Source organism: Azospira sp. APE16 (genome assembly GCF_047901315.1).
GTDB lineage: Bacteria > Pseudomonadota > Gammaproteobacteria > Burkholderiales > Rhodocyclaceae > Azospira > Azospira oryzae.
The window spans coordinates 2,700,438-2,716,759 of record NZ_CP179682.1 but is presented as its reverse complement, the minus strand read 5'-3'; the positions used below and the strand labels follow the sequence as shown (position 1 = coordinate 2,716,759).

The 16,322-nt window shown below is 57.8% G+C and carries 11 protein-coding genes, 3 tRNA genes, 3 rRNA genes and 1 other RNA gene; 17 read left to right on the top strand and 1 reads right to left on the bottom strand.

Translation table 11 applies throughout. The features are described 5' to 3' along the window. The first annotated feature begins 15 nt into the window (after positions 1–15). A complete protein-coding gene (locus ACLSSQ_RS13025) occupies positions 16–1,560 on the top strand; it encodes a hypothetical protein (protein WP_416242922.1) in 1,545 nt (514 codons plus the stop codon). 582 nt (positions 1,561–2,142) lie between these two features. Here the strand turns inward: ACLSSQ_RS13025 and ACLSSQ_RS13020 are convergent. Continuing rightward, entirely contained in the window at positions 2,143–2,946 is an 804-nt protein-coding gene (locus ACLSSQ_RS13020) for an IclR family transcriptional regulator (protein ID WP_130460201.1), read from the bottom strand. Positions 2,947–3,097: 151 nt separating this feature from the next. Here ACLSSQ_RS13020 and ACLSSQ_RS13015 point away from each other — a divergent pair, with 151 nt between their 5' ends. From ACLSSQ_RS13015 to ACLSSQ_RS12940, 16 genes are all read left to right on the top strand, one after another. Continuing rightward, complete coding sequence (locus ACLSSQ_RS13015) at positions 3,098–3,715, top strand: ParA family protein (RefSeq protein ID WP_130460200.1); 618 nt, start codon at positions 3,098–3,100, stop codon at positions 3,713–3,715. 121 nt (positions 3,716–3,836) lie between these two features. Then, positions 3,837–3,913, top strand: a tRNA-Met gene (locus ACLSSQ_RS13010). A gap of 145 nt (positions 3,914–4,058) precedes the next feature. Continuing rightward, a 16S ribosomal RNA gene (locus ACLSSQ_RS13005) occupies positions 4,059–5,598 on the top strand. A gap of 137 nt (positions 5,599–5,735) precedes the next feature. After that, a tRNA-Ile gene (locus tag ACLSSQ_RS13000) sits at positions 5,736–5,812 on the top strand. Positions 5,813–5,826: 14 nt separating this feature from the next. Next, positions 5,827–5,902 (top strand) — tRNA-Ala (locus tag ACLSSQ_RS12995). 225 nt (positions 5,903–6,127) lie between these two features. Further along, a 23S ribosomal RNA gene (locus tag ACLSSQ_RS12990) occupies positions 6,128–9,013 on the top strand. Between the two features lie 100 nt (positions 9,014–9,113). Next, a 5S ribosomal RNA gene (gene rrf / locus ACLSSQ_RS12985) occupies positions 9,114–9,227 on the top strand. Together the 16S, 23S and 5S rRNA genes with 3 tRNA genes alongside form the textbook arrangement of a ribosomal RNA operon. A gap of 228 nt (positions 9,228–9,455) precedes the next feature. Continuing rightward, positions 9,456–9,554, top strand: an RNA gene (gene ffs, locus ACLSSQ_RS12980) — signal recognition particle sRNA small type. 59 nt (positions 9,555–9,613) lie between these two features. Continuing rightward, a complete protein-coding gene (dnaX, locus tag ACLSSQ_RS12975; protein WP_416242921.1) occupies positions 9,614–11,260 on the top strand; it encodes a DNA polymerase III subunit gamma/tau in 1,647 nt (548 codons plus the stop codon). A gap of 18 nt (positions 11,261–11,278) precedes the next feature. Then, positions 11,279–11,599, top strand: a complete 321-nt coding sequence (locus tag ACLSSQ_RS12970; RefSeq protein ID WP_202946006.1) for a YbaB/EbfC family nucleoid-associated protein — start codon at positions 11,279–11,281, stop codon at positions 11,597–11,599. Continuing rightward, positions 11,599–12,201 carry a recombination mediator RecR gene (recR, locus tag ACLSSQ_RS12965; RefSeq protein ID WP_205230289.1) on the top strand — a complete coding sequence of 201 codons (603 nt, stop codon included), beginning with the start codon at positions 11,599–11,601 and terminating at the stop codon, positions 12,199–12,201. The genes ACLSSQ_RS12970 and recR overlap by 1 nt, the downstream gene beginning before the upstream one ends. A 209-nt stretch (positions 12,202–12,410) precedes the next feature. Continuing rightward, positions 12,411–13,007 carry a ubiquinol-cytochrome c reductase iron-sulfur subunit gene (petA, locus tag ACLSSQ_RS12960; protein WP_014236886.1) on the top strand — a complete coding sequence of 199 codons (597 nt, stop codon included), beginning with the start codon at positions 12,411–12,413 and terminating at the stop codon, positions 13,005–13,007. 3 nt (positions 13,008–13,010) lie between these two features. Next, positions 13,011–14,315, top strand: coding sequence for a cytochrome b (locus tag ACLSSQ_RS12955; protein WP_014236887.1), 1,305 nt, complete (start codon positions 13,011–13,013; stop codon positions 14,313–14,315). Positions 14,316–14,328: 13 nt separating this feature from the next. Further along, on the top strand, positions 14,329–15,042 hold the full coding sequence (locus ACLSSQ_RS12950) for a cytochrome c1 (protein WP_014236888.1): 714 nt from the start codon (positions 14,329–14,331) through the stop codon (positions 15,040–15,042). Positions 15,043–15,124: 82 nt separating this feature from the next. After that, complete coding sequence (locus ACLSSQ_RS12945; protein WP_014236889.1) at positions 15,125–15,721, top strand: glutathione S-transferase N-terminal domain-containing protein; 597 nt, start codon at positions 15,125–15,127, stop codon at positions 15,719–15,721. Positions 15,722–15,829: 108 nt separating this feature from the next. Beyond that, complete coding sequence (locus ACLSSQ_RS12940; RefSeq protein WP_014236890.1) at positions 15,830–16,249, top strand: ClpXP protease specificity-enhancing factor; 420 nt, start codon at positions 15,830–15,832, stop codon at positions 16,247–16,249. Positions 16,250–16,322: the final 73 nt, after the last annotated feature.

The following is a 16,322-nucleotide window of genomic DNA, read 5'->3' as shown; positions in this document are numbered from 1 at the left end:
GTAAGGGGGCTGAATATGGCGTTCGACGCAGAGGAGCAATTGGACCAAAAAGCATTCAGGCTGGCGATGGAGCAGTCGTTGCAACGGGATCTGCGTCGTTTCGGAGAAGCGACTTCGGAATGCTTCAAGATTCATGATTACCTGCAGAAGATCAGTTCGAGCAAGCTGAATGCTGAATATTTGGAACAAAATCTAATGCAACAGCGAGGCTTTTCGGCCGAAGCGGTTCACGTAGCTCGTAGCAATTCCGAAAATGTCATCAATGGCAACTCTTCACGGCTCGCACGGTTGGATGACATGGGCCATGTGAATCACACGCAAGCGGATGTTGCGCGAATCAACACACGTACTCATCACGTTGTGCTGGATGCTGACGGCAGTTTCGTCGGCGCCGGTCAGATGAAGATGCACTCGACAGTTGAGAAATATTCCTATCTTCACGGTAGTCCGGACATTTTTGAAAAGTATGCCGCCATGGAGTTAGTTGTTCCATCGGACCAATTCGACGACATTGTAAGGAGCTGGTCGGACAATCTCGCAAAGCTGGAAAAGCAACTGAAAAACCGAAGGGCTGCGGGAGATGAGGAAAGGGCACGGCATCTTCAAGAGAAAATCGACCGACTGAAAAGTGCCAAACGCCGCTTACGAAGTGCCAAGATATCTACCGAAGAAGCAATGGACGCTCGGCTGCATCCAACCAAGACTGTGCTGAAAGACTCCGCCAGAGTCGCCCACCTTAGCGGAATTGAAGGTGCAAAGGTGGGCGCATTATGGGGTGGTGGCGCGAGCGCGCTGAGTAACGTCAGCCAAATCCTACTATCCGACAAGGAAATAGACGAAGCCATTGTTGAAGTTATGCTCGACACAGGGAAGGCTGCAGCGACCTCCTACGGCATTACCTATGCGACTACGATGGTCAGCGGCGTCATGCAGGCCTCCAGTAAGCAGGTGCTGCAAAATATAGGTAAGTCCAATCTGCCAGTCACTATGATCCAGACTGGAGTAATTTTGGCCAAGAATGCCTTGATGGTTGCCAAGGGGGAAATGACCGCAGAGCAATTTGTCGTTCAAATCACTCGCGAAGGCTGCATGCTCGGAATGTCGATGGCAGGATCTGCGCTCGGAGGGATGCTCGGCGGCATGGCGGTTACTGGTCTGGCCTTAGCCGGTCCCGGTCTCGGCATCCTAGTTGGGGGCATGATCGGAGGTATGGTTGCTTCGATGCTTAGTGGCTCGCTCTATAACGCCCTTCAAGAGTCTGTCAGGTCGTTAGAGGCATCAGACCAACTTCGGTGCGAAACCAAGAAAATGTGTGACCGGCTCCTTGCTGACCATCATGCGTACCAAGCCAAGCTTCAAGCGACGTTCAGCAAGTTTTTTTCCGAAAAGGAAGTGGCACTACAGACAGGTTTTGACGCGCTATCCACTGCCTTGTTGCGTGGGGAAAGCATACACAACGGTCTGCAGCAGATTGCCGCCGCAATGGGCGTAGAGTTGCGCTTCGAAACAACCGGCGATCTGAAGACGCATCTGCGATCCAGACAAACGTTGCAGTTGTGATCAGCCATGCGGATTCGCTAACTAATCCTGATATTCAGCCGCTCACATCGATAGTCGAGAAGAATCCCGCTTTCCCCAACGGGGGAAAGCGGGATTCTGGAGCAGTAGCCTAATCAATCCTTGGTTGTAGCCGGTGTGCAGATTAAGTGCTTTCGCAAAAGCGTTTTGCCAGCCATAGGTGCAGTATTTGGTGGGGGCCATGGCACTATCTCCCGCCATGCTGTCGAAGTGTCAGCCGGTCCTCAACGACAGCCACGTCATTCCGGATCGTGTGCTGGCCGATCACCAGATACGGTGGCAATTTGCTTTTGCCTCTGGCCTGTAGCCGATTGATGGTGGCAACGTATCAGCCAACCGCTTGACGATTCGGGCAGTATGTATTGGTGTAAGAATGTGGATGGAGCCTGTAAGTTGGCATCGGAGTGAACTGCTGTTCAATCAAAAAGCAGCAGGCGGGTGGGGGTATGTTTGGGGGTATCAGTAGTATGTGTTAAGTGTCAAAAATTATATTAAACAAATTACTACGTATTCGTGTTTTATCCCGGTACCCACCATCCCTCTCTCTTTTCCCTGTTTGCCTGCTCAGGCCGGGCCCGGTTCGTGATAACCCAGCCGGTGCGATAAATCCTGGGCGGCTTGCCGGATGGCGGCGGCAATGTTGCTGTCCCAGTCGCTGGCAAAGTTGCCGATCGGGCCCAGGGAAGTGATCGCCGCCACCATGGTGCCCGTCTGATTGAATACCGGCGCACTGAAACCGTTGATACCCGGAGAGTAGCTGCCGCTGGCTCGGGCAATGCCCTGGTTGCGGATTTCCGACAGCAGGCCGTCCATTTCCCGGCGCGCAGCTGCCAGGGTGGTGCCGTTCGCTTCCGCGTTCGCCTTGATTTCGACTTCCAGCAGCTGGCGCAGGTAGGGGGAACGGAAAAAGGCGGCAAACGCCCGACCCGTGGCCGAACTGGCCAGCGGCAGGACGGTACCGGCGCGCAACGCAACGGTGATCGGTCCGCCGGCCTCCAGCAGGCGGACCACCGTGGCACCATGATTCCCCCATACGGCCAGGGCAACGGTTTCACCCAGGCGCTCGCAGAGGTCCTCCAATATCGGGGTGGCGAGGCGAACCGGATCCAGCCGGCCCATGGCGGCCAAGCCCAGTTCCAGGGAGAAACTGCCCAGGTCATAGCGGCCGCTGGTCTGGTCCTGCTCGACCAGGCCCATGCGAATGAGGCTGACCAGGTAGCGGTGGGCCTTGGCGGCGGGCATGCCGGCAGCCTTGGCCAGGTCCCGCAGCATCATGGCGCGGCCATTGGCAGCCAGCGCCTGCAATAACTTGCCCCCCACTTCGATGGATTGAATTCCCTGGCGGTCCTTGGTTTTTGGCTTTTCCATATATGACTTAAGTAGCAAACCCGGTCGCCATATTACATCCGTGTGCGCCCAATCGGGGAGCCGCCGCTGTCAGTACCTTCGCATATAATCATCCGAGACCGTCGTGGCCCAAATGCCAGTTCGGCTTTTATCGAGTGAGAAAGGGGTGGGTATGCAAGCAATTCTGGTGGCCAATCCGAAGGGGGGGTGTGGCAAGACAACCTTGGCGACAAATCTGGCCGGCTATTTCGCCAACCAGGGCAACAAGGTTACCTTGTGCGATTTGGATCGCCAGCAATCCTCCCTGCGCTGGATGGCCTTCCGCGATCCGGAGATGGCACCGGTGACCGGATACTTCGCGGGTAATCAGGTGATGTTCAATCCGCCCCAGGATGTGGATCAGGTGGTGCTGGACGCCCCGGCCGGCCTGCAGGGCTATAAGCTTTCCGACTACCTGCGTCGTGTCGATAAGGTTATCGTTCCGGTGGTGCCTTCCATATTTGATATGGCGGCAACGGAGGATTTTCTCAATTCATTGCGCCAGGAAACCCGCGGTCGGCGGCAGATGCTGGGTATTGTTGCCATGCGGGTGGATCCCAGAACCCGTGCGGCAGTGATGCTGGAAGAGTTTTTGCGTCATTTCGATATTCCCATTGTTAGTTATCTGCGCAACACCCAGAACTACGTAAACGTAGCTGCCGCAGGGCTTTCCGTCTTTGACCCTCCCCGCGCCAAGTTCAAGCGAGATCACGAACAGTGGGATTCCCTCTTGCAGTGGCTCTCCGACTAGGCTATAGTTCGCCTCCCTCGACGCACCGGCCGGTGCAGCCAAGCGAAAGCAAAGCAAGAAACAAACCGGCAGGGGTTGACGAGGTGTAGAGAAAGCGATAATATCTCGCTTCTCTGACGGACGCGGGGTGGAGCAGTCTGGCAGCTCGTCGGGCTCATAACCCGAAGGTCGTAGGTTCAAATCCTGCCCCCGCAACCAGCTCTTTAAAAAATAGGACAACCGATAGGTGTAGGTGCTTGGTTGGGTGTTCCGGCTTAGGTCGGACAAATGAATCAAGCGCTTGCACAAAGATGTAGTCAAGGAAACTTGAATATATCCGTCAAGCGAGTTTTAAGCAGAGATTAAACTGAAGAGTTTGATCCTGGCTCAGATTGAACGCTGGCGGCATGCCTTACACATGCAAGTCGAACGGCAGCACGGGAGCTTGCTCCTGGTGGCGAGTGGCGAACGGGTGAGTAATACATCGGAACGTACCCAGGAGTGGGGGATAACGTAGCGAAAGTTACGCTAATACCGCATATTCTGTGAGCAGGAAAGCGGGGGATCGCAAGACCTCGCGCTCTTGGAGCGGCCGATGTCGGATTAGCTAGTTGGTGAGGTAAAAGCTCACCAAGGCGACGATCCGTAGCAGGTCTGAGAGGATGATCTGCCACACTGGGACTGAGACACGGCCCAGACTCCTACGGGAGGCAGCAGTGGGGAATTTTGGACAATGGGGGCAACCCTGATCCAGCCATGCCGCGTGAGTGAAGAAGGCCTTCGGGTTGTAAAGCTCTTTCGGCGGGGAAGAAATGGCAACGGCTAATATCCGTTGTTGATGACGGTACCCGCATAAGAAGCACCGGCTAACTACGTGCCAGCAGCCGCGGTAATACGTAGGGTGCGAGCGTTAATCGGAATTACTGGGCGTAAAGCGTGCGCAGGCGGTTTCGTAAGACAGACGTGAAATCCCCGGGCTCAACCTGGGAACTGCGTTTGTGACTGCGAGGCTAGAGTACGGCAGAGGGGGGTAGAATTCCACGTGTAGCAGTGAAATGCGTAGAGATGTGGAGGAATACCGATGGCGAAGGCAGCCCCCTGGGTTAGTACTGACGCTCATGCACGAAAGCGTGGGGAGCAAACAGGATTAGATACCCTGGTAGTCCACGCCCTAAACGATGTCAACTAGGTGTTGGAAGGGTTAAACCTTTTAGTACCGCAGCTAACGCGTGAAGTTGACCGCCTGGGGAGTACGGCCGCAAGGTTAAAACTCAAAGGAATTGACGGGGACCCGCACAAGCGGTGGATGATGTGGATTAATTCGATGCAACGCGAAAAACCTTACCTACCCTTGACATGCCAGGAACTTTCCAGAGATGGATTGGTGCCCGAAAGGGAGCCTGGACACAGGTGCTGCATGGCTGTCGTCAGCTCGTGTCGTGAGATGTTGGGTTAAGTCCCGCAACGAGCGCAACCCTTGTCATTAATTGCCATCATTTAGTTGGGCACTTTAATGAGACTGCCGGTGACAAACCGGAGGAAGGTGGGGATGACGTCAAGTCCTCATGGCCCTTATGGGTAGGGCTTCACACGTCATACAATGGTCGGTACAGAGGGTTGCCAAGCCGCGAGGTGGAGCCAATCCCAGAAAGCCGATCGTAGTCCGGATCGCAGTCTGCAACTCGACTGCGTGAAGTCGGAATCGCTAGTAATCGCGGATCAGCATGTCGCGGTGAATACGTTCCCGGGTCTTGTACACACCGCCCGTCACACCATGGGAGTGGGTTCTACCAGAAGTAGTTAGCCTAACCGCAAGGAGGGCGATTACCACGGTAGGATTCATGACTGGGGTGAAGTCGTAACAAGGTAGCCGTATCGGAAGGTGCGGCTGGATCACCTCCTTTCTAGAGAAAAGCATCCTCCAAGCATCTACAACCTATCGGTTGTTCAAGTAACAGCATGAGGGAAAGGCCAGGAGCAGGAGTAGCGCGCAGGCGTACTGACTCCGGGTCCTCTACTGACCCTTCGATAAGAGAAGTTTGGGTCAGTAGCTCAGTCGGTTAGAGCACCGTCTTGATAAGGCGGGGGTCGTAGGTTCGATTCCTACCTGACCCACCAACGCTTCATCAGGCGGGGGCATAGCTCAGTTGGGAGAGCGCCAGCTTTGCAAGCTGGATGTCGTCGGTTCGATCCCGTCTGCCTCCACCAACCCCTTCGGTTGTCTGCAAGAGCTCATACGTAAGCACGGATGCTTAGGTCTGACCTCTTGGTCAATGCTGTTTGCTCTTTAACAAAATGGAGAAGGTTGTATATCTGGAGCCGAAACCAAGCCAGATATACATTGTGATTGCATCGTATCGCGTTACAGCTAGCGCGATACAAACACAAACTGAGTTGCTTATAACTGCCTCGGAAGAGGCCTCAAAGTTATAGGATCAAGCGACTAAGTGCATGTGGTGGATGCCTTGGCGATTACAGGCGATGAAGGACGTGCAAGCCTGCGAAAAGCTCTGGGGAGCTGGCAACGAAGCTTTGATCCAGAGATGTCCGAATGGGGAAACCCACTCCGCAAGGAGTATCCCTGACTGAATACATAGGTCAGTGGAGGCGAACCCGGTGAACTGAAACATCTAAGTAGCCGGAGGAAAAGAAATCAACCGAGATTCCCAAAGTAGTGGCGAGCGAAATGGGAACAGCCTGCAAGTGATAGCGAATCTGTTAGCGGAAGACTCTGGAAAGTGTCGCCGTAGTGGGTGATAGCCCCGTACGCGAAAACAGGATCGTGGTACTAAGTTTGCGACAAGTAGGGCGGGGCACGTGAAACCCTGTCTGAATATGGGGGGACCATCCTCCAAGGCTAAATACTCGTAATCGACCGATAGTGAACCAGTACCGTGAGGGAAAGGCGAAAAGAACCCCGGGAGGGGAGTGAAATAGATCCTGAAACCGCATGCATACAAACAGTGGGAGCCCCTTCGTGGGGTGACTGCGTACCTTTTGTATAATGGGTCAGCGACTTACGTTATGTTGCGAGCTTAACCGAGTAGGGAAGGCGTAGGGAAACCGAGTCTGATAAGGGCGTTAAGTAGCATGGCGTAGACCCGAAACCGGATGATCTATCCATGGCCAGGATGAAGGTGCGGTAACACGCACTGGAGGTCCGAACCCACTAACGTTGAAAAGTTAGGGGATGAGCTGTGGATAGGGGTGAAAGGCTAAACAAATCCGGAAATAGCTGGTTCTCTCCGAAAACTATTTAGGTAGTGCCTCAAGTATCACCTACGGGGGTAAAGCACTGTAATGGTTGAAGGGGTCATCGCGACTTACTTCGCCATAGCAAACTCTGAATACCGTAGAGTGCGAGCTTGGGAGACAGACATCGGGTGCTAACGTCCGGTGTCAAGAGGGAAACAACCCAGACCGCCGATTAAGGTCCCAAAGACATAGTTAAGTGGGAAACGAGGTGGGAAGGCTCAGACAGCCAGGAGGTTGGCTTAGAAGCAGCCATCCTTTAAAGAAAGCGTAATAGCTCACTGGTCGAGTCGTCCTGCGCGGAAGATGTAACGGGGCTCAAACTATGCACCGAAATCGCGGATATCCTTTGGATATGGTAGGAGAGCGTTCTGTAGGCCGTTGAAGGTGTCTCGTGAGGGATGCTGGAGGTATCAGAAGTGCGAATGCTGACATGAGTAGCGATAAAGGGAGTGAAAAGCTCCCTCGCCGAAAGCCCAAGGTTTCCTGCGCAACGTTCATCGGCGCAGGGTGAGTCGGCCCCTAAGGCGAGGCTGAAAAGCGTAGTCGATGGGAAACAGGTTAATATTCCTGTACCTCAATGTAATGCGATGGGGGGACGGAGAAGGTTAGGTCAGCCGGGTGTTGGACGTCCCGGTTTAAGCGTGTAGGCGTGCCCCTTAGGCAAATCCGGGGGGCTAAGCTGAGGCGTGACGACGAGCGCTCTTTGAGCGCGAAGTGATTGATACCAAGCTTCCAAGAAAAGCCTCTAAGCTTCAGTTACATTGGGACCGTACCGCAAACCGACACAGGTGGGCAGGATGAGAATTCTAAGGCGCTTGAGAGAACTCAGGAGAAGGAACTCGGCAAATTGGCACCGTAACTTCGGGATAAGGTGCGCCCCGGTAGGGTGTAGAGACTTGCTCTCGAAGCTCGATGGGGTTGCAGTGAAATGGTGGCTGCGACTGTTTAATAAAAACACAGCACTCTGCAAACACGAAAGTGGACGTATAGGGTGTGACGCCTGCCCGGTGCCGGAAGGTTAAGTGATGGGGTGCAAGCTCTTGATCGAAGCCCCGGTAAACGGCGGCCGTAACTATAACGGTCCTAAGGTAGCGAAATTCCTTGTCGGGTAAGTTCCGACCTGCACGAATGGCGTAACGATGGCCACACTGTCTCCTCCTGAGACTCAGCGAAATTGAAATGTTTGTGAAGATGCAATCTCCCCGCGGCTAGACGGAAAGACCCCATGAACCTTTACTGTAGCTTTGCATTGGACTTTGAACCGATCTGTGTAGGATAGGTGGGAGACTGTGAGACCAGGACGCTAGTTCTGGTGGAGTCGTCCTTGAAATACCACCCTGGTTTGTTTGAGGTTCTAACCATGGCCTGTGAATCCAGGTCTGGGACCGTGCATGGTAGGCAGTTTGACTGGGGCGGTCTCCTCCCAAAAGGTAACGGAGGAGTACGAAGGTACGCTAGGTACGGTCGGACATCGTGCTAATAGTGCAATGGCATAAGCGTGCTTGACTGCGAGACCCACAAGTCGAGCAGGTGCGAAAGCAGGTCATAGTGATCCGGTGGTTCTGTATGGAAGGGCCATCGCTCAACGGATAAAAGGTACTCTGGGGATAACAGGCTGATACCGCCCAAGAGTTCATATCGACGGCGGTGTTTGGCACCTCGATGTCGGCTCATCTCATCCTGGGGCTGTAGCCGGTCCCAAGGGTATGGCTGTTCGCCATTTAAAGAGGTACGTGAGCTGGGTTTAAAACGTCGTGAGACAGTTTGGTCCCTATCTGCCGTGGGCGCTGGAAGTTTGAGGGGGGCTGCTCCTAGTACGAGAGGACCGGAGTGGACGTACCCCTGGTGTACCGGTTGTGACGCCAGTCGCATCGCCGGGTAGCTAAGTACGGAAGAGATAACCGCTGAAAGCATCTAAGCGGGAAACTCGCCTCAAGATTAGACTTCCCCGGGGCTTCGAGCCCCCTAAAGGGTCGTGGAAGACCACCACGTTGATAGGTCGGGTGTGGAAGCGCAGTAATGCGTTAAGCTAACCGATACTAATTGCCCGTGCGGCTTGATCCTATAACTCTGAGATCAAAGCGCTTCAGTTTGAAACGCAATCACATTTAACCTTCTCCCATTTTGCGCTCGACGTCACTCGACGGCGAGCGAACAAGTTACGCTTGGCGGCCATAGCGCTCTGGACCCACCCCTTCCCATCCCGAACAGGACCGTGAAACAGAGTTGCGCCGATGATAGTGCATACTTCATGTGCGAAAGTAGGTCACCGCCAGGCTCCCCTTACAACACCCCAGCTACTATGTGGCTGGGGTGTTTCTATTTGTACCTCACTAAATTCCCCTCCACTCAAAAACGGCTTAGATGCTCTGCCGTCGGCTCTTGCCGAGTCCAGATATCGGCTTGTGATATCGAAATTTCGCGGATGACTGGTTACTCGTTCGAGTGACGGAAAAAAAGCGCTGGTGGGCGAGAAACGCCGATCAGCTATGTTAGAATTCGCACCGGCGGGTCTCCCCGCATTGCAGGGTGGTGAACCTGGTCAGGTCCGGAAGGAAGCAGCCACAGCTACTTACTGCAAGTGCCGGGGGTAAGGCTCGCCACTTTCATTTCCGGCAGCCGCCATGGGCGGTCGGGTGCCGCTGTCGTGCGAGACTATTCGGCATGAGCTATCAGGTTCTGGCGCGCAAATGGCGCCCTCGAAGCTTTTCCACCCTGGTCGGCCAGGAGCATGTGGTCCGTGCGTTGACCCATGCCCTCACCGAGCAGCGGCTCCACCACGCGTATCTCTTCACCGGCACCCGTGGTGTCGGCAAGACCACCTTGGCCCGCATCCTGGCCAAATCCCTCAATTGTGAATCCGGTATCTCGGCGACTCCTTGCGGGCAATGTTCTGCCTGCCAGGAAATCGATGCGGGGCGTTTTGTAGATCTTCTCGAGGTCGATGCGGCCACCAATACCCGGGTCGATGAGATGCGCCAGCTGCTCGAGAACGCGGTCTATGCGCCTACCCGGGGCCGCTTCAAGGTCTACGTGATCGACGAAGTGCACATGCTTTCCAATTCGGCCTTCAACGCCATGTTGAAGACCCTGGAAGAGCCACCCGAGCACGTCAAATTCATCCTGGCGACCACCGATCCCCAGAAAATTCCGGTGACGGTTCTTTCCCGCTGTCTGCAGTTCAATCTGAAGCAGATGCCGCCCCAGGCCATCACCGGCCATCTTTCCCACATCCTTGAGGCTGAATCCGTCCCCTTCGAGGCGCCGGCGTTGGCTTTGCTGGCCCGCTCTGCCAACGGCAGTATGCGTGACGCCCTGTCGCTGCTCGACCAGGCGATTGCCCATGGCACCGGCAAGGTGGAGGAGTCCCTGGTGCGCGACATGCTCGGCACTGTGGATCAGGATTACCTGTTCACCCTCTTGGAAGCCATGGCCCAGGGCGATGTCAGTGCCATGCTGAGTGTGGCCGATCTGATGACGGAGCGCAGCCTATCCTTCGACAGTGCCCTGCAGGATCTGGCTGCCATGCTGACCCGTCTGCAGGTGGCTCAGCTGGCCCCGGCTGCCATTGCCGAGGATACGCCGGACCGCAGCCGCTTACTCGCACTGGCAGGTGCCATCGACGCTCAGACGGTGCAGTTGGCCTACCAGATCAGCGTGCATGGTCGCCATGAACTACCCATGGCCCCCGACCCCCATGCCGGTTTCGTCATGACCCTGTTGCGTCTGCATGCCTTTGCGCCGCGCCAGCCTGGGGAGGGCCCATCCCCGGGAAAAGCGTTGGCCGCCCCGCGGGCGCAGGCTCCCGCGGTTAAGGCGGCTCCTTCCCGAATTTCCGTCCCGGCCCGAGCTGCAGAAGCCCCCGTCGTACAGCCGCTAGCCACTCCTGCGGAGACGATGCCGGCGGCACAGGCTGTCGCCGCTGATAGCGAGGCTCCAGGTGACTGGCAGTCGATTCTTGACAGCTTACAGTTGTCCGGTATGGCACGGGCCCTGGCCCAGCATTGCGAGTTGCTGAAGCTGGGCGGGGACGTGGTGCAATTGCGTTTGCCACCGGCCCATCGCCACCTGATCATGAAGGCGGCCCAGGATCGGCTGCAGCAGGCCCTGGGCGAATACTGTGGCCGCCCGCTGCAGTTGCAGATCGAAGTGGCCGAGGTGAGCACGCTGACGCCGGCGGCGATTCTCCAGCAGGAGCGGGAGGAGCGCCAGGACCGGGCTGTCGCCGCCATCGAGCAGGACCCCTTTGTGCGTGAGATGATCGACATCTTCGACGCCACGCTGATTGAATCATCCATCAAACCCATCTAGTTGAGGACCACGAAAATGATGAAAGGCGGCATCGCCGGCCTGATGAAGCAGGCCCAGCAAATGCAGGAAAACATGAAGAAGGCCCAGGAAGAGCTGGGTCGCGTCGAGGTGGAAGGCCAGGCCGGTGCCGGCATGGTCAAGGTGCTGATGACCTGTTCCCACGACGTGCGCCGCGTCACGATCGACCCCTCGGTCATGGACGACAAGGAAATGCTGGAAGACCTGATCGCTGCCGCCGTCAATGACGCTGTGCGCCGTGGCGAGGAGCTGAGCAAGGAACGCATGTCCGGCTTCACCGCCGGCCTCAACCTGCCCCCCGGATTCAAGCTGCCCTTCTGATGAGCACCCCATCCAGCCTCGAAGAACTGATCGAGGCCCTCCGCTGTTTGCCGGGGATCGGGCCGAAATCGGCCCAGCGCATGGCCTACCATCTGCTGCAGCGGGACCGCAAGGGCGCCCGCCGCCTGGCAGACGGCATGTCCCATGCGCTGGAGGCCATTCGCCATTGCAGCCGCTGCAACACCTTCACCGAGTCCGATATCTGCGAGCGCTGCGCCTCCCCCAAGCGGGATGCCAGCCTGCTGTGCGTCGTCGAAACGCCGGTGGACATGAACATGATGGAGCAGACCCAGGCCTACAACGGGCTCTACTACGTCATCATGGGGCGCTTGTCGCCGCTGGACGGTGTCGGTCCCCGGGAGCTGCAGCTGGACCGTCTGCTGGCCCGGGCCTGCGATGGCGAGGTCCAGGAGGTCATCTTGGCCACCAATTACACCAACGAAGGCGAAGCGACCGCTCACTACGTCAGCGAACTGCTGCGCAGCAGGGGCATCAAGGTGACCCGGATCGCCCGGGGGGTGCCGGTGGGTGGGGAGCTGGAATACGTGGATGCCGGCACCCTGGCCCAGGCCATGCGGGAGCGGAAAAACGTGGAAGCCTAGCCCTGGCGGGTCCGATTCTTGACCGGGCTCAGGTTTGGAGCGGCTTTCGACGCATTTGACGACATTGAGTTCCCGGCCCGGTTCCAGTCCGTAGGTGGATTCGAGTATAATCTTCCGGTTTTGTTCGGCCAGGATCATTTTTGCCTCGCCGAAGGCGTTACCGAATTGCTGTTCTGAATTTTAATTTCAACGTTCTAGGGATCTGCGCTATGAGCAAAGAGAACAAAGTGGACTGCGGCAGGCGGCGTCTGATCGTCGCTACCGCGGCCGTGGGCGGGGCCGGGGCGGTGGCGGCACTCGTGCCGTTCGTCGCCAGCATGCTGCCGTCCGAACGCGCCAAGGCAGCCGGCGCTCCGGTGGAAGTGGATATTTCCAAGCTGGAACCGGGTCAGATGATGACCGTGGAATGGCGTGGCAAGCCGGTGTGGATCATCAACCGCACCAAGGACATGCTGGACACCCTGCCCAAGCTGGCCGATGCCGTCGCCGATCCCAAGTCCGAAAAAGAGCAGCAGCCCGCCTACTGCCAGAACGAAACCCGCTCCATCAAGCCCGAAGTGCTGGTGGCCGTGGGTATCTGTACCCACCTGGGCTGTTCTCCTTCCGCCAAGTTCAAGCACGGCGCCGAAGAGGGCATGTCCGGTGACTGGCTGGGCGGCTTCCTGTGCCCCTGCCACGGTTCCACCTTCGACTTTGCCGGCCGCGTTTACAAGGCCAAGCCGGCTCCGACCAACCTGGAAGTTCCGCCGCACATGTATCTGTCCGATACCCGCATCCTGATCGGCGAAGACAAGAAGGGGGCGTAAGGAATGGCTGCCAATACCAATTTCGAAAAGTACAAGTCCGACGGTTCCATCGGCGGCAACGTGCTGGAGTGGGTTGATGCCCGCTTCCCCGCCACTTCCATGTGGAAGGGCCACCTGTCCGAGTACTACGCACCGAAGAACTTCAACTTCTGGTACTTCTTCGGCTCCCTGGCCCTGCTGGTCCTGGTGCTGCAGATCGTCACCGGTATCTTCCTGGTGATGCACTTCAAGCCGGATGCTTCCCTGAACGCCGCCGGCGTGCCCGTGGCCTTCGCCTCCGTCGAGTACATCATGCGCGACGTGCCCTGGGGCTGGCTGATCCGCTACATGCACTCCACCGGTGCTTCCGCCTTCTTCATCGTCGTCTTCCTGCACATGTTCCGCGGCATGCTCTACGGTTCCTACCGCAAGCCCCGCGAGTTGATCTGGCTGTTCGGCGTCGGCATCTTCCTGTGCCTGATGGGCGAAGCCTTCTTCGGCTACCTGCTGCCCTGGGGCCAGATGTCCTTCTGGGGCGCCCAGGTGATCGTGAACCTGTTCTCCGCCATTCCCCTGATCGGACCGGACCTGTCCGTCTGGCTGCGCGGTGACTTCGTGGTGGGCGATGCAACCCTGAACCGTTTCTTCTCCTTCCACGTGATCGCCATGCCCCTGGTGCTGATCGGCCTCGTCGCCGCCCACATCCTGGCCCTGCACGAAGTCGGTTCCAACAACCCCGACGGCGTCGAGATCAAGAAGCTGAAGGACGAGAACGGCCATCCCCTGGACGGCATTCCCTTCCATCCCTACTACACCGTCAAGGACATCGTCGGCGTCGTGGTCTTCCTGATGGTCTTCTCCTGCGTGGTGTTCTTCGCACCCGAAGGCGGCGGCTACTTCCTGGAATACAACAACTTCATTCCGGCCGATCCCCTGAAGACCCCGCCCCACATCGCTCCGGTGTGGTATTTCACCCCCTTCTACTCCATCCTGCGCGCCATGGTGTGGCCGATCCTGGGCCTGGATGCCAAGTTCTGGGGTGTGGTGGCCATGGGCGCTTCCGTGGTGATCTTCGCCTTCCTGCCCTGGCTGGATCGCAGCCCGGTCAAGTCCATCCGCTACCGCGGTCCGATCTACAAGACCTTCCTGACCCTGTTCGTGATCTGCTTCGTGATCTTGGGCTACCTCGGTACCCAGCCGCCCTCCTACTGGGGCGAGAAGGTCTCCCAGGTTTGCTCCCTGATCTACTTCGGCTTCTTCCTGCTGATGCCGTGGTATTCCAAGGTGGACAAGTACACGCCGGAACCCGAGCGTGTGACCATGAAATAAGGACGAGAGCGACATGAAAAAACTGCTTACTGCATTGCTCTTCGCGCCCCTGATGGCGCTGGCCAGCGGCGCCGCCGTGCATCTGGACAAGGCTCCGGACGTTTCCGGCGACAACGCGGCCCTGCAAAACGGCGCCAAGCTGTTCGTGAACTACTGCTTGAACTGCCACGGCGCCTCCTTCATGCGCTACAACCGGCTGACCGGCATCGGTCTGACCGAGCAGCAGATCAAGGACAGCCTGCTGTTCACCGCCGACAAGGTGGGCGAACCCATGCGCGTCGCCATCCGTCCGGACGAAGCCAAGCAATGGTTCGGCGCCACCCCGCCCGACCTGACCCTGATCGCCCGTGCCCGCGCTTCCGAAGCCGGTCCCGGCGCCGACTGGCTCTACACCTACCTGCGTTCCTTCTACCGTGACGACAAGCGTCCCACCGGCTGGAACAACGTGGTGTTCGAGAACGTCGGCATGCCGCACATCCTGTGGGAACTGCAGGGTCAGCAAGTGCTGAACCACGAGACCCACAAGCTGGAACTGGCCGTGCCCGGCAAGCTGTCCGCCGCCGAGTACGACAAGCAAATCGCTGACCTGGTCGGTTTCCTGGTGTACATCGGTGAACCCGTTTCCGGTCTGCGCAAGCAGCTGGGCATTGCCGTCCTGCTGTTCCTCGGCGTGCTCTTCGTCGTTGCTTACGCTCTCAAGCGCGAGTACTGGAAAGACGTGCACTAACCCGCCTGACATTCAGGCTACGGCATCGCCGATCGGGGCTTTTCCCGGCGGCGGTGCCGATTCCTTTTTGAGGTAACGAGTCATGATGAACCTCTACTCCGGCACCACCGATCCCTTCAGCCACCGCTGCCGCATCGTCCTGTTCGAAAAGGGCATGGACTTCCAGGTGATCGATGTGGACCTCTTCAACAAGCCCGAAGACATCGCCGTCATCAACCCGTACAACCGGGTGCCGGTGCTGGTCGAGCGCGAGTTGATCCTGTACGAACCCAACATCATCAACGAATACATCGATGAGCGTTTCCCCCATCCCCAGCTCATGCCGGCCGACCCCATCATGCGGGCCCGGGCGCGCCAGCTGCTGTCCACCATGGAACGGGAAATCTTTGCCTACATCGAGCCCCTGGAAAAGAACGCCAAGACCGCCGACAAGGCGCGGACCGAAATCCGCAACCGCCTGACCGAGCTGGCTCCCATGTTCGCCAAGCAAAAGTTCATGCTGGGCGACGAGTTCTCCATGCTCGACGTGGCCATCGCCCCCCTGCTGTGGCGCCTGGACCACTACGGCATCGACCTGCCGAAGACCGCCGCGCCGCTGATGAAGTACGCCGAGCGCATCTTCAGCCGCCAGGGCTTCATCGATGCCCTGACGCCTTCCGAAAAGGTGATGCGCAAGTAACGAACTGACGGGGGCGCCGCCACGGTGTCCCCGTCTTTTCTCCAGGCCGGCGCCTGCGGTGCCGGTGCGTCGGCCGGACCGGTCGGCGCCATTCAGCGGAAGACTGTCATGCAACTGCCCTCCACCAAGCCCTACCTGATCCGCGCCATTTACGAATGGTGCGTGGACAACGGCTTTACCCCCTACATCGCAGTGGCCGTGGATGACCGGACCCTGGTGCCCCGCGAGTACGTGCGGGACGGCCAGATCGTCCTCAACATCAGCGGCGACGCCACTTCCCACCTCAACATGAGCAACGAACTGATCAGCTTTGCCGCCCGTTTCGGCGGTGTGGCCCGGGATCTGTCGGTGCCGGTGGGCAATGTGGTGGCCATCTACGCCCGTGAAAACGGGGCCGGCATGGCCTTCGAGGTGGATGAAGAAGGTGAAGGCGAGGGCGAAGTGGTGGCGGATGCCGGCGACGAGACCCCGCCGGAGCCGCCGGCCGCACCGCCCAGCGGTCGTCCCCACCTGCAGCGGGTGAAGTGAGCGGGGGTTTTCCTTCTTAGGTACTCCCCGCCGCTCCACCGGAAACCGCCTCGCGCCCCAAGCCGAGGCGGTT

What these genes read in the sequence shown, in the direction of transcription:
- ACLSSQ_RS13025 (WP_416242922.1), top strand. Translation starts at nt 16, where the DNA reads ATGGCGTTCGACGCAGAGGAGCAATTGGACCAAAAAGCATTCAGGCTG.
- ACLSSQ_RS13020 (WP_130460201.1), bottom strand. Translation starts at nt 2,946, where the DNA reads ATGGAAAAGCCAAAAACCAAGGACCGCCAGGGAATTCAATCCATCGAA.
- ACLSSQ_RS13015 (WP_130460200.1), top strand. Translation starts at nt 3,098, where the DNA reads ATGCAAGCAATTCTGGTGGCCAATCCGAAGGGGGGGTGTGGCAAGACA.
- dnaX (WP_416242921.1), top strand. Translation starts at nt 9,614, where the DNA reads ATGAGCTATCAGGTTCTGGCGCGCAAATGGCGCCCTCGAAGCTTTTCC.
- ACLSSQ_RS12970 (WP_202946006.1), top strand. Translation starts at nt 11,279, where the DNA reads ATGAAAGGCGGCATCGCCGGCCTGATGAAGCAGGCCCAGCAAATGCAG.
- recR (WP_205230289.1), top strand. Translation starts at nt 11,599, where the DNA reads ATGAGCACCCCATCCAGCCTCGAAGAACTGATCGAGGCCCTCCGCTGT.
- petA (WP_014236886.1), top strand. Translation starts at nt 12,411, where the DNA reads ATGAGCAAAGAGAACAAAGTGGACTGCGGCAGGCGGCGTCTGATCGTC.
- ACLSSQ_RS12955 (WP_014236887.1), top strand. Translation starts at nt 13,011, where the DNA reads ATGGCTGCCAATACCAATTTCGAAAAGTACAAGTCCGACGGTTCCATC.
- ACLSSQ_RS12950 (WP_014236888.1), top strand. Translation starts at nt 14,329, where the DNA reads ATGAAAAAACTGCTTACTGCATTGCTCTTCGCGCCCCTGATGGCGCTG.
- ACLSSQ_RS12945 (WP_014236889.1), top strand. Translation starts at nt 15,125, where the DNA reads ATGATGAACCTCTACTCCGGCACCACCGATCCCTTCAGCCACCGCTGC.
- ACLSSQ_RS12940 (WP_014236890.1), top strand. Translation starts at nt 15,830, where the DNA reads ATGCAACTGCCCTCCACCAAGCCCTACCTGATCCGCGCCATTTACGAA.